The organism is Aeromonas sp. CU5, assembly GCF_002586745.1.
GTDB lineage: Bacteria > Pseudomonadota > Gammaproteobacteria > Enterobacterales > Aeromonadaceae > Aeromonas > Aeromonas sobria.
In genome coordinates this window covers 1,197,155-1,211,451 of sequence record NZ_CP023817.1, presented here as the reverse complement: position 1 = coordinate 1,211,451, position 14,297 = coordinate 1,197,155, and the positions used below count along the sequence as shown (strand labels likewise).

At 50.2% G+C, this 14,297-nt stretch carries 8 protein-coding genes; all 8 read right to left on the bottom strand.

Annotated features, from left to right (window positions below; genetic code table 11):
• Positions 1-61 precede the first annotated feature (61 nt).
• The 8 genes from CK911_RS05395 to CK911_RS05360 all read right to left on the bottom strand — a co-directional run bounded on the left by CK911_RS05395 (position 62) and on the right by CK911_RS05360 (position 14,245).
• Positions 62-4,207: an Ig domain-containing protein gene (locus CK911_RS05395; protein WP_157774533.1), complete on the bottom strand. Its 4,146-nt coding sequence runs from the start codon at positions 4,205-4,207 to the stop codon at positions 62-64.
• A gap of 368 nt (positions 4,208-4,575) precedes the next feature.
• Entirely contained in the window at positions 4,576-7,677 is a 3,102-nt protein-coding gene (locus CK911_RS05390; protein ID WP_172953965.1) for an Ig domain-containing protein, read from the bottom strand.
• Positions 7,678-8,082: 405 nt separating this feature from the next.
• Positions 8,083-8,505: a hypothetical protein gene (locus tag CK911_RS05385; RefSeq protein WP_157774532.1), complete on the bottom strand. Its 423-nt coding sequence runs from the start codon at positions 8,503-8,505 to the stop codon at positions 8,083-8,085.
• Positions 8,502-9,563: a hypothetical protein gene (locus tag CK911_RS05380; RefSeq protein WP_098969248.1), complete on the bottom strand. Its 1,062-nt coding sequence runs from the start codon at positions 9,561-9,563 to the stop codon at positions 8,502-8,504. The genes CK911_RS05385 and CK911_RS05380 overlap by 4 nt, the downstream gene beginning before the upstream one ends.
• Entirely contained in the window at positions 9,544-10,269 is a 726-nt protein-coding gene (locus tag CK911_RS05375) for a hypothetical protein (protein WP_042022496.1), read from the bottom strand. Before CK911_RS05375 ends, CK911_RS05380 begins: the two co-directional genes overlap by 20 nt.
• Positions 10,270-10,278: 9 nt before the next feature.
• Positions 10,279-13,059: a CS1-pili formation C-terminal domain-containing protein gene (locus tag CK911_RS05370; protein WP_098969247.1), complete on the bottom strand. Its 2,781-nt coding sequence runs from the start codon at positions 13,057-13,059 to the stop codon at positions 10,279-10,281.
• On the bottom strand, positions 13,056-13,559 hold the full coding sequence (locus tag CK911_RS05365; RefSeq protein WP_157774531.1) for a hypothetical protein: 504 nt from the start codon (positions 13,557-13,559) through the stop codon (positions 13,056-13,058). The genes CK911_RS05370 and CK911_RS05365 overlap by 4 nt, the downstream gene beginning before the upstream one ends.
• Positions 13,560-13,639: 80 nt before the next feature.
• On the bottom strand, positions 13,640-14,245 hold the full coding sequence (locus tag CK911_RS05360; protein WP_157774530.1) for a hypothetical protein: 606 nt from the start codon (positions 14,243-14,245) through the stop codon (positions 13,640-13,642).
• Positions 14,246-14,297 lie beyond the last annotated feature (52 nt).

Below are 14,297 nucleotides of genomic sequence, written 5' to 3'. Positions count from 1 at the left end.
AAAACCCCCAAAGCAACTTGATGCTTTGAGGGTTCTCTTATTTTATTACCCAATAATGTTATTAGTTAATCACATTAAAATCACTTGTATCAGCAAATGTTTTCCCTGACACAGGGTCATGATAACTCGCTGAGATTGTCGTCACACCTGTTTTCAACATATGAACATCACCAGTGGTATTCACCGTTGCAACAGATGTGTCCGATGACGACCAGGTACTGTAATCAGTCCTATTGGTAGTCGATCCCCCCTCATATGTGCAAATAAATTCAAAACCAAAATAATACCCAGTACTTAACGATTGAGTCGTAGACGGTGGTGAAAGCGTACAATGATGAATAGCACCACTGAGTACAGTCACATTTGCTACCGCACTTTTTGTAACTCCACCTTCTGTATATGTGACATCTATTTTGGTTGAACCTGTGTTTATACCCGTCACCTTACCCGTCGCATCGACTGTCGCAATATTACTATTTTGACTGGTATACACAGCACTTGATGTCACTGTTGATTTTGATGAATCAGAGTAATTTGCCGTGACAGCCAGGTTGTATGACGAACCTTTGAACACCGAGCCAGAACCCGGTGAAACTGTGATTGATGTCAATGCTTTACTCACCGTCACCGACATGGATGCCGACTTGGTCACCCCCGCCTCACTGTAAGTGGCCGTCACCGATGTAGAACCGATGGCTTTTGCCGTCACCAGGCCAGTAGCAGTCACAGTCGCCACCGCCGTATTGGCACTCACATAGGTTGCTCCGGTCGTAGTGACTATCTGGCTGGAACTGTCACTGTAATGGGCCGTCACCACCATTTGCTCAGTGCCATTGACACTCAGGCTGGCAGTTGTGGGTGACACTGTGACACTGGTCAGGGACTTGCTTACCGTCACCGCCATGGATGCCGACTTGGTCACCCCCGCTTCACTGTAAGTGGCCGTCACCGAGCTGGACCCCGTCGCTTTCGCCGTCACCAGGCCAGTAGCAGTCACAGTCGCCACCGCCGTATTGGCACTCACATAGGTTGCTCCGGTCGTAGTGACTATCTGGCTGGAACTGTCACTGTAATGGGCCGTCACCACCATTTGCTCAGTGCCATTGACACTCAGGCTGGCAGTTGTGGGTGACACTGTGACACTGGTCAGGGACTTGCTTACCGTCACCGCCATGGATGCCGACTTGGTCACCCCCGCTTCACTGTAAGTGGCCGTCACCGAGCTGGACCCCGTCGCTTTCGCCGTCACCAGACCTGTGGTGCTCACCGTTGCCACCCCGGTATTAGAGCTGGCATAGGTTGCCCCTGCGGTAGTGACAACCTTGCTGGAACTGTCGCTGTAATGGGCGGTCACCACCATTTGCTCAGTGCCATTGACACTCAGGCTGGCAGTTGTGGGTGACACTGTGACACTGGTCAGGGACTTGCTTACCGTCACCGCCATGGATGCCGACTTGGTCACCCCCGCTTCACTGTAAGTGGCCGTCACCGAGCTGGACCCCGTCGCTTTCGCCGTCACCAGACCTGTGGTGCTCACCGTTGCCACCCCGGTATTAGAGCTGGCATAGGTTGCCCCTGCGGTAGTGACAACCTTGCTGGTACTGTCGCTGTAATGGGCGGTCACCACCATTTGCTGGGTACCATTGACACTCAGGCTGGCTGTTGTGGGCGACACGGAGAGACTGGTCAATGCCTTTTTAACCGTTACCGCAGACGTCGCGGTATAGGTGGTCCCATTCTCACTATATTTGGCCGTGATGGTGGTGGTGCCCACTGCACCAGGATTCACATAGCCGCTTGTTGTGACCGATGCAACGCTCGAGTTGGATGATGTCCAGGTTGAGGGTGAAGATACATCCTTATTGGTACCATCCTTGTAATAGACGGTGTTTTTGAAATACATACCTGCATCAGCAGCATCGAACGTCTTTGAGGAAGGCGAGATCGCGGTATGATCCACTACCTTGCCCACACTGATCGCCGCACTATCCACCTGGCTGATCCCGTGGCTGTCGGTATAGCTTGCCTGGATCGTCGCCGAGCCACTGGCATTGGCCGTGACCTTGCCAGCCACCACACTCGCCACCGCAGCATCGGTCGATGACCAGCTGGCCGTCGTGGTGACATCCTCACTCACGCCGTCATCATAGTGAGCGGTCGCCGTCAAATCCCGGGTATCGCCGATCTCCATTGCTGCGCTGCCAGGTGTCACCACCAGACTCTTCAGCCCGGAAAACACCGTCACCGGATGGGCGGCGGCATCTGCGCCAGAGAAGCTGGCGCTGATATCGACACTGCCGGGAGCAACACCGGTCACCACGCCGGAGGCAACAGTGGCCATTGCCGGCTCTGACGAGGCCCAGTTCGCTTCCGCGCTCACATCGACCACATCGCTCGAGTCATAGGTGGCGGACGCGGTCAGGTTGATGCGCTGCCCCATCCGCACTTCATTGGCCCCGGTGATGGTCAGGTTACTGACCAGGTTTTCAATAAAGGTCACCGCCGTACTCAGGGTTTGGCTCAAGTAGTTGGCGTAAACCGTAAAGGTGCCCGCAACCGGTGAATCAACGGTGACTTTGGCCTTGCCATCGGCATCCGTCATCACCTGCTTCTGGCTAAAACTCAGATTGGCATCGCTTGAGTAGAAATAGACATTCCTCAAGGACAGCGGGCTGCCGTCACCACTCGTCACCAGCGCCTCCACCTCATCGAGGGTGCTGCTGGTCGGGCCGCCGCTCACATACTGGTTATCCACTGTGGTCTCTAGCCCCGCCAGCAGGCCAGAGTAAACACAGGTCACCCCCGCAGATACCATTATCGGATTGAGAGCACTGCTGCCTGACACCAGATCGTAGACCTGACCATTGTTTGAGCTGTCCAGCGCAGCCCCTGTCCAGTAGGGGCGCGCGACTGGCCAGTTATCACTGCCAGAGGGATCGGGCTTCTCACCGTGCAGCTTGTTCATCTCGGCAATGCTGGGCAACACCATGCCTCTGACGGAGCACAAGGTCAGCGCCGCTTCATAATTGAACAGCGCCACCTGATAGGTGCCGGTGGCGTTGGTCTCTTCATAGAAATCCTGATAGGGAATGCCGAGACCATCGGCCAGGTTCTTCTCCCAGGGAGCGGTGTAGCGGGTGCCATCGCTTAGAACGATGTCGCTCCACAGGCTCTTTGCCTTGACGGTAATACGCACCACCCCGATGGCATAACCCCCGTTGTGATCGGTCACATAGTAAGAGACGTCATAGTTGCCCGGCTTGTCAGCAACAAAGTCAAAGCGGGTGTTCGATGATGTGGCATCCGTGGCAGACACGGTCGCATCGAAGGCGTAGGCATAGGTGAGCTGCAGCGGGTCGCCATCAGGGTCACTGATATGGTCTTTGACATCCACCGTCACCACGGCCCCCGGCAGCACATCTTCCGGCCCGGGGAAGCTCTCGGCCAGCGGCATGCCATCGGCCGACTTGGAAACAGAGACATCAATGGCACCGGCACGCACCTCGGTGCCATCTGCACTGAGGTAGCTGTAGATCAGGCGAGTGATGCCGGGCACTGCTGCTGCCATGTAGTTGATGGTGTTGCTGACAGGATCGGCCAGTGCCGTGCCGCTACCGAGCACAATCACATCGGGTTGCAGGGTAAAGCCCGCCGGGAAGTAACCCCCCAGCTCGCTGGCCAGATCGATGGCGATCGTCTCGTTGACCACTGCGGTGTGGGAGAGAATGGGCAACATGGCCGGAGAAGCAGCAGCAGAGACCACCACATAACTGGTGGCCTGAGTCCGCTTGGGGGTGGCCCCATTGGTTGGCACGTTCTCGATGGTATAGGCATAAGTACAGGCATCCGCGCTGCCGTTATCCACCCGAAACGAGAGCGCCTCGCTATTGACCAGCGGAGGTTGACACTGGCTGGTCAAGGGTTGCACCGACAGCAGTCGCAGCGCCAACCCTTGCGGATCGCTAACGCGATCGCGCAAAGAGACATCATTGCTGGCATTGGGCTGATTGGCGGTCAGCAACTGGTCGTAACTATCCCGTGCCTGAGGCGCCAATACCTCGGCAGCAGCCGGGGCACTGCCGCCATTTGAACTGTCACCATCACCACCACCGCAAGCGGATAGCAAGAGTGACAATGTCAATAATAAGACTCGATATTTCATAAAGTGTTTGATCCTGAATCCATACTGGGTGGCAATGGTTGACACCACACCGAATTGAAGAAGATTTCAAATATCAGTGATATAAGAATTCCTGTTCCCTGTATGGATACAATTAATGGATGTTAAATGAGTGATGCGAAAATGCTACAACGCGGAAGAATGTGCGCGCCATATTGCGAATAAAAACTGACATTTCACGAAGTGAGATTAATAAAATACCAAAGAGAGACTCGATGGAATGCACCAGATATCACTACTGTATCGGCAATCACAGCCATTGAACATTCATGAAACCGTTATTGATAATATCAACCAATAGGTTTGCTCACCTATAAATTTGACTGTTTGCAATTAGGGTCACATATAAAAAGGCGACGTGCAGATGCACGTCGCCTTTCAGTTAGACATTATTGCTACGGTATCACAGTGATATGCACCGTAGCCATGTCTCGCCTTGTTCCCTGAGAAAAATAACTACACTCCATTTCATAAGTTGGTCCAGTGGCCAGCCCCTTGGCACTATAAAGAGGGACTGATGTCGAGCTAATCAACTGCCAGGTTAACGGCGATGGCAGTGGCGATGGCTGCAAACAGTTAACCCCATTTGGATTATGGCTTGTAACTTCTGACTCATAAGTCGAACCATCGGACCTTTTACTTGTAACATAGAATTTGAAGGCTCGTGTTTCACCCACTTTCAAATCGGTCACAACGTTGGGACTAACCCGGAAAGTGCCACCAACATAGGTCGGGCTCGTCGTAACGGTAACCGCCGTTGTCGCGGTTTTGGTCACAGAGCCATCTTTGTAGCTAGAGGTAATGGTGGCACTGCCGCCAGCTTTACCCGTAATCAGACCCGTGGAGCTGACCGTGGCAACCCCGGTGTTGGAGCTACTGTAAGTCGAGCTTGAGGTGACAACCTTGCTGCTACTGTCACTGTAATGGGCGGTCACCGCAATCTGAGCAGTGCCATTGACACCGACAGAAGTACTGGTTGGGGTTACCGTTACACTGGTCAAGCTGGCACCTGTCACGGTCACCGCGGAGGTCGACGTATAGGTGGTGCCATTCTCGGTATATTTGGCCGTGATGGTAGTGCTACCCACCGCGTTTGGATTCACGAGACCCGAACTACTACCCGAATTTATTACCGTTGCCACCGTCGTGTTGGATGATGTCCAGTCCGAGCTCGTGGTCACATCCATATTGGTACCATCCGTGTAATAGACCCTGTTATAGAAATGCTCGACCGAAGCAGCCACATCGAATGTCTTCGATGAAGGGGTTATCGCGGTATGATCCACCACCTTGCCCACAGTGATCGCCGCGCTATCCACCTGGCTGATCCCGTGGCTGTCGGTATAGCTTGCCTGGATCGTCGCCGAGCCACTGGCATTGGCCGTGACCTTGCCAGCCACCACACTCGCCACCGTCCCGTTGCTCGATGTCCAGCTGGCCGTCGTGGTGACGTCCTCACTCGCGCCGTCATCATAGTGAGCGGTCGCCGTCAGATCCTGGGTGTCGCCGACCTCCAGCAAGGCGCTGTCAGGTGTGACCTCCAGACTCTTCAGCCCGGAAAACACCGTCACCGGATGGGCGGCGGCATCTGCGCCAGAGAAGCTGGCAGTGATATCAACACTGCCGGGAACAACACCGGTCACCACGCCGGAGGCAACAGTTGCCGTGGCTGGCTCTGACGAGGTCCAGCTCGCTTCCGCGCTCACATCGACCACATCGCTCGAGTCATAGGTGGCGGACGCGGTCAGGTTGATGCTATCCCCCATCCGCACTTCATTGGCCCCGGTGATGGTCAGGTTGCTGACCAGGTTTTCAATAAAGGTCACCGCCGTGTTGAGGGTTTGGCTCAGGTAGTTGGCGTAGACCGTAAAAGTGCCCGCAACCGGTGAATCCACGCTGATCTTTGCCTTGCCATCGGCATCCGTCATCACCTGCTTCTGGCTAAAACTCAGATTGGCATCGCTTGAGTAGAAGTAGACATTCTTCAAGGCCAGCGGACTGCCATTTCCGCTTGTCACCAGCGCCTCCACTTCATCGTGAGTGCTGCTGGTCGGGCCGCCGCTCAGATACTGGTTATCCACTGTGGTCTCCAACCCCGCCAGCAGGCCAGAGTAAACACAGGTCACCCCCGCAGGCGTCATCATCGGATTGAGGGCGGAACTGCCCGACACCAGATCGTAGACCTGACCATTGTTTGAGCTGTCCAGCGCCTCCCCTGTCCAGTAGGGTTGTTCCACCGGCCAGTTGTCACTGCCAGAGGGATCCGGTTTTTCACCGTGAAACTGGTTCATCTCGGCAATGCTGGGCAACACCATGCCCCGGGCGGCACACAGGGTCAGTGCCGCTTCATAGTTAAACAGCGCAACCTGATAGGTGCCGGTGGCGTTGGTCTCTTCATAGAAATCCTGATAGGGAATGCCGAGACCATCGGCCAGGTTCTTCTCCCAGGGGGCGGTATAGCGGGTGCCATCGCTTAAAACGATGTCGCTCCACAGGCTCTTTGCCTTGACGGTAATGCGCACCACCCCGATGGCATAGCCCCCGTTATGATCGGTCACATAGTAGGAAACGTCATAGCTGCCCGGCTTGTCAGCGACAAAGTCAAAACGGGTGTTGGTCAGTGAGGTGGCATCCGTCGCCGACACGGTCGCATCGAAGGCGTAGGCATCGGTCAGCTGCAGCGGATCCCCGTTCGGATCGCTGATATGGTCTTTGACATCAACGGTCACCACGGCGCCCGGCAATACATCTTCCGGCCCGGGGAAGTTCTCGGCCAGCGGCATGCCATCGGCCAACTTGGAAACAGAGACATCAATGGCACCGGCACGCACCTCGGTGCCATCTGCACTGAGGTAGCTGTAGATCAGGCGAGTGATGCCGGGTACTGCCGCTGCCGTGTAGCTGATGGTGTTGCTGGCGGGATCGGCCAGTGCCGTGCCGCTGCCGAGCACAATCACTTCGGGTTGCAGGGTAAAGCCCACCGGGAAGTAACCCCCCAGCTCGCTGGCCAGATCGATGGCGATCGTCTCGTTAACCACTGCGGTGTGGGAGAGAATGGGCAACATGGCCGGAGAAGAGGCGGCAGAGACCACCACATAACTGGTGGCCTGGGTCCGCTTGGGGGTGGCCCCATTGGTCGGCACGTTCTCAATGGTATAGGCGTAGGTACAGGCATCTGCGCTGCCGTTATCCACCCGAAACGAGAGCGCCTCGCTGTTGACCACCGGTGGTTGACACTGGCTGGTCAAGGGCTGAACCGACAACAGTCGCAGCGCCAACCCTTGCGGATCGCTAACGCGATCGCGCAAAGAGACATCATTGCTGGCATTAGGCTGATTCGCGGTTAGCAACTGGTCATAGCTATCCCGTGCCTGGGGAGCCAATACCTCGGCAGTGGCCGGGGCACTGCCGCCATCTGAGCTGTCACCATCACCACCGCCACCACAGGCAGATAGCAAGAGTGACAATGTCAATAATAAGAAGACACGATATTTCATAAAGTGTTTGATCCTACATCCATACCATTGTGAATTGACACAACACCGCATTGAAGAAACGTGCATATGCAAGGGAATACGCCTTTGTATTCTCTTGCATGACGTACAATAAAAAGATGTTAATTGAGTGATGTGATGATGCAGCAATACTGAAAAGCATGCGCGCCTCATCACGAACAAGAATTGACATTTGGCGAAACGAGGCGCAATTGACACGCTCGATGGGATCGAGCGAGAGCGGGGTAAGCAGTTTGCTACTGTGCGATAAATTCGGCTTTAGCTATTGCTGATCTGCTTATTTCAATAAATAGCTGAAATCACCCAGAATCAACTTCCGTCTATCACACATAGGAAATTAACGGCCATTGCCAGGCATTCTGATTACAGCCATTTATCGTATGATTGCTACAGTGTTTTTTTAAAACTCACCAGCAATTCATTTTTATTATGACTATCGAAGAAAGTCGTTCGCCCACCCAGCATGATGGCACTGGTTGGTGTTAGCGCCAGCGATGAGGCGTACTCTACAAAGGGGTTAAAATCACTGACGCCACCACTCATGACAAAAGCAATGCTATCGGTAATGTTGAATGCGCGAGACAGTGAAAGATCAAGGACAGGGTTGGCGTCATCATGTTCTTCCGAGAGGGTGCGGATGCCAGCCCCCCACCATAACAGACTCTCTTCTGCTTGATATTGCACTGTCAAACCAATCGCTGTTTCCTGATTTGTATATATGGTTGGCGATAATGACCATGTGTCAGCATGAGCCACTAATGATATCAGACCACATATGCCGCTAAGAACTCGCAATATAAACTTATTCATAGATTTGGCTCGAACATTACAGTAAATACATCGGTATAACTTCCCGTTTCAATATCATCAGCAGAAATATTGTTATATCCGACGTTGAGATCAAACACTATCGCATTGACCGATTTTCCGGGCACATTGTTTTCTTTTGCCTTCAGACTCCCCGTATCAACGATGCTGGTAATCGTACAATCAGGGCACTCGATCGAATACGGGATACGGGCACTGCCATCAAGTTGTTCCAGATAATAGTCGTCATCGGTAGAGTGGTTATCAAACACCATATGCAGGCCATTGCTGAAATACCCATTGGCGGTCACCGTATAGCGAGTCGTACCAGAGACAGTAAGTGCGCTTTTGTCATATACCGGCTTGATATATCCAGTGCCATCGACGGTGATCGAAGTCAATTTGGCAGGGTTATATTGGATCTCGACATCCAGCGGCACCATGCCATTGCGATAAGTCACACTACCGGACGGACTTAAATAGCCATAGACACCGTTAACCATCACCCCGCCACGGTAAGTCCCCTCAGCCACATCGGCAGCGGTAAAGGCTGCCACCAGATCAGGCAACTTGATGATCGGCCGTAAAAAGCTGAATGGCGTAGAACTGGCACCACTGCTGTAAAAAGCCGTGTCTGAGACACAGAAACCACTACCCGACTTCAACAAACGGACCACACTGCCCATCTGCTGGGTCAAACAGCTGCCATAACCGATCCAGGAGGGTTTGGGCTTGGCGTCAAACAGGGTGCTTGAGGAGCCAAGATTATATTCCATCCCCTCAACCGACAGTGCCACGGTGACGGACTCCCCTGCCCTGCTGGTCAGGGTGATTTTGTCAGGGGTTGCCCCACGAAATAAACCCGGGATCCAGCCACTGGTGGGCGTCAGATTACTGATCGGCTGCCAATAGCTGGTGGTTAAATAATCACCCTGTGTAATGCCATTTCGCCAGCGCAGCGTATCCCCTTTCAAATTGCCATTCAGGGTAAAAGCCTGGGCATAGCTGGCAACAAACAGGGTTGCCAGCAGCAGAATCCGCTTACTTTTTAGTGCCATCATGCAGTGTTATCTCCTTGCGATAGCTCTCGTCATGATTGACCACCAACAGTTTGATTGACTCGGTTGCCAACGTTGCCGGCAACGCAAATTCCCGATCAACACCCGCAAGAGCATAATTGGTGATGCGGCAATCTTTCTTGTTGGAAACGAAATTGCAACGATCGATATGCAACTTCAGGAAGGTATTACCCTCATTTTTCACATGAATCTTTCCACCGCGATAATCAATGTCATATTTCACATTGGATACGGTCGCCGGAATGATGTAGTAAGGTGAAAAACCGAACAAGAAGTTTACTTTGTTCTCCTGCTCTTTGTCTGCATCCTTACGAGTATAAGGCTGAGGAATAAAATTGACCTGATACACCTTATCAACTGCTACATCACAATTTTTTTCGCACAAATTTTTGATAGCAAAGTTTTTTGACTCATTGGACTTCAGTACCGTTCTACCCGGGCTAACGGCCAGATCCCACAGCGGGAAGTTAGCCTTGGTCAGCGGCACCTTTTGCAATTTGTTATTGCTGATTTTTACCTGACTGACGTTGGCCAGCACAAAAATAGGCTCACGGTTATCATTATTGGACAGGGTGAACACACCATTACCATCCTTGTTACCCACCAGCATCATGTCACTGATGGCGAATGCATGTGCCTGGCTGCAAGCCAGCAGCGTAAACAGGGTAGATATCAGTTTAATTTTCATGAAAACCTCTTAGTTACTAACATATGTTTCTGTGGTTCTGGACTCGACGGCATACGCCTTCATCGCATCGAGCTTTGAGCCCTGCTCAGCAGTCAAGAAACCATCCAGTTTGATAAAGAGAAACTCTCGCTTGCCCACCGTTTTATTGATGAACTCGAATGGTTCATCCTTGGTGCTGTCAATGAGCTTCTTCATCATGGCGGTGTCATCAAATTCCCCCACATAGTAAAGATTTTTATCTGTGCCATGTGCCCCTTTAGCAATTTGATAACCATCATCATCAATATCAAACTGCGGCATACAGAAGTTTTCACCCAGGTTACGATTCTCGATACTGTTCAAATTCGGGATCAAACAACGTTGATTGTACGCTTGCAACTCGTAAGGCATTCCCATACGAACCTTGAACTTGAATACCCCATCTGACAACTCTTCGACACTGACACAGCCAATACCACGGCAGGTCACGGCATCAATAGCCCGGCCATCCAAATCATTAAAGATCGAGATATATGAGCGTACTTCATGCAGATCGACATTCAAGTCAACCACAGTACCGGGATAACTGCTGGCGATGGCGCCATTACTACCATTGTTATAGTAATCAGAGCTATCGACATCCAACGTCACCTGATACTCCTTGTAACGCTTCAATGGATAAAGTTTGACATCATCATCAATGGTAAGGTCTCGCTCTGGATCACCATTTCGCTTGACCTTGACCGTTGAGTTAAAGATATCGCTCCGCTGTTCGGCCAATGACGAATCTTCAGATTTATTGCTCACCACCAAATAGGAGTCTGCACGGGTCGGTGTGGAATAGATATCATCCGATGTCACCACTTGTGTCGTATGCAGGCTGCCATTCAGCCCCATATCACCCCGACTATCCACATGAGCATAGGCACTACTGCTGAATGCATCGTTGCTATAAGTGCCACTCATGGTGAGATCAGCAGACATGGTTTGATCCTGATAGCCATCATATCCGACACCGACTTCACCAGAGAGAGAGCCATTTTTGCTCGAGAGCAGATCATCACGCCCATAAGCCGTTCTCAATGATGTTTTGCCAGGATTATCAGTGTATGAGCTCACAGTGACAGAATCATTAATGCTCAATGGCACCGAAATATTGATGCCAACCGTGTAGTCACTGTCAACATCTTCATTTTTGTTATAGCCAAGGTTAACATCAATGATGCTGTCATATAGCCATGGAAACGTGTAACCGGCACTGTAATTCTCATAACTTTTCAGCAGGCCTTCATCACTGGAGAAAATATAATCCTCAGTGGAAACATCACGCCCTTTCGAGTAGCTGACATAGGCATTACCTACTCCAATTTGCTGATAATAACTTACTGACAGATCAGTATAGGAACCAAAGCCAAAAAGATAGTCATCCAGTTCATCCTTGGTGTTGTCACCACGGTCATTGTATCTTGACCAGTCGACAGAGGCATTAAACAGCGTCACACCAAATTGACGATAATCACTCTGATTACTAAATTTTCCATAGAGCAACCGAGTGGATATCTGGTCGCTGAAATCAAAATTGACAGCTGTTTTGGCATACCAGGAATCTTTGGTATTCAACACCCCTGCCGCCAAGGTCAACTCATCAATGGCCTTGTATGAGAGTTCAGAGCGAGCAAACATCTGCTCATCAAATTCCCTACTAAGGCTGTTAATGGCTTCATCTGAAAATGATTCATGATTCAGCTCCATAAACTTGCCCAGTGAAAACTGGTAGTCCATATCGCCAACTGCCAGGTTGTGCTTATCCGAGTTGAAAATTTTCCGGTGCTCTTCGAATGCTATCTGCTCACCGTTGTAAACCCGGATAATGGCATCGTAATTACCTTTTGGTAATTTATAGTAAGGAATGAAATTTTGCCCGGATTGTGCATTTTCACTCAAAACAATTTTATCATCCTTGATGATTTGAACTCGCCCAGCAGCAGGAGATGAAAAATACAAGCGCTTGCTGTTCTCTTTGTTTACCTTTTCCAGGTCACTCGATGAACCAATACGAAATGCAATCTCACTATAGTTACTGTCATCAGCAAGAATGTCGGTACTATTGAATGAATAGGGTTTGGTATCATTGAAATAGCCAAGCTGGATATTCGTTGCAGGCATGGCATAGGTATAGCTCAATTCATTATAATCAAACTTGTCTTCACCAGTAGTTGCAGTAGAGATATCGCTGTTAAATTGACCACCCAACATATGCAGTGTACTGATGTTATTCCATGACAAACTGCTATTTGCTTCGCTGTCAACAGTTGCATAGAGATCACTGCTTGAGATCAGCGCCGAACGACCAACTTTGTTGGAGATGTATTGCTTTTTCCCATTCTGGCTATTCATCAAATCAGGTGCGAAAAACATCCTGACAAAGCGATCTTCCTGACTATAAACAACATCGAATTTCTGACTGACAAACTGGCACGACTCCACATTGCCAATACATCTATCCGATGATTGCATACCACCAACCAGATTTTTTGCAAATTCATTGGCGTTGTTTTCATCAACAAAATGCATTTTCAAAAAATCTATCAGTTTCTCCTGTTCATCGGTATCCAAGAAAATTTCATCAAAAGTACCTTCGGTCACCAACTCGATAAAATCGCTGTCATTCATATAGAACTTGGTGATCATCGACTGTCTTTCATACAGATCTTCAAAACCAGCAGGTGGTTTGATATCGGAAGCTGCGGCCAGGCCATGACTGCTCACGATAGCCAAAGAAATAGCAACAGCAATGGCAGACAACTTCATAAACTCAACTCCGCAAGTAATGTCAAACTTCCCTGACACAATAAACCTTGATGATTGATAGTTTGGCTAGTCAATGTCATCACATTACTACTCTTCAAATACCCATCATCGGTGACCGATGGAAATGAATCAAACGTCATTTTATTTTTAACAAAAGGTTTATCATCAATCAGTACATCGATAAAATCTTGCTGCATGACGACACCATCTCGCTTACAGATAGATTCATTGCTATCAATACTTAATTTATAACCGACATCTGTTTCTGCTTCAGGAATATTGGTTTCAATTACCAAGTTAACAGATTTATCTTTGAATTTTTGTTCCACTTTATCAAAATCAAGAACGATAAAGTTTTCATCAAACTCAAATCGAGTGATCGTGTAGTCATAAAATGCCAGCTTATTCAGATGTGTTAATGGCCTGAAGTCATGATTAATCCCTACTGCACACACGGAACAGGATGATAATAGACTCACAACCTGGATTAACCATCGCATAAAAATCCTCTTCATTATGAACATCACGCCTTCATATGAAGGCGTGATAAATACATCAAACTTGGACTGTTATCTGCTAATTACGGCAGAATTGGCAGTTCAGCAGTCACAACGGCACTAACCTGGATGCGCTCACCCGGAGCAATATCGGTGATAGCAGCATCATTGGAGACGTTGACAGCCAGTGCATAATCTTCAGTCAGCGGAGTACCGATATCCAGAGCACTGCCATCGGCAACAAACTTGACATTGGCGCCACTCATATCGGTAGTGGAGGCATCGATGGAATAGGAAGCCAGACCCCATACAACATCACCCGCAATGGGATCACCAGCCGCTGGACTTGCCGCATCACCAGTGTTGTCATGCGCTTCTACGTTGATGGCGGTAGAGCTGAAGGTGCCATCTTTCTCAACGTTCAGGAAACCTGCACGGATCGGGCCGCCCAGATCACCGGTAATCATGAGGTCATCAGTGGCAACAGAGAACGGCACCAGACCTTTCCAGGTCAGGGTCTCAGCAGCCTGAGTGGTAGGCAGGGCAGCATTGGCTGCAGCAGACATCAATACCAGGCCGGAAGCCATAACAATCATGCTCTTTTTCATTTTTATTCCTCTTGGTGTATATAATTTTTTTGCATTCAATCGATGCACTGAAAAATGTGATTCAAAGACATCATTTTTCATGTCGCTATTCTATTGAATTCACTGTGTGGTTCTTTACAAAATGCGACTGTGT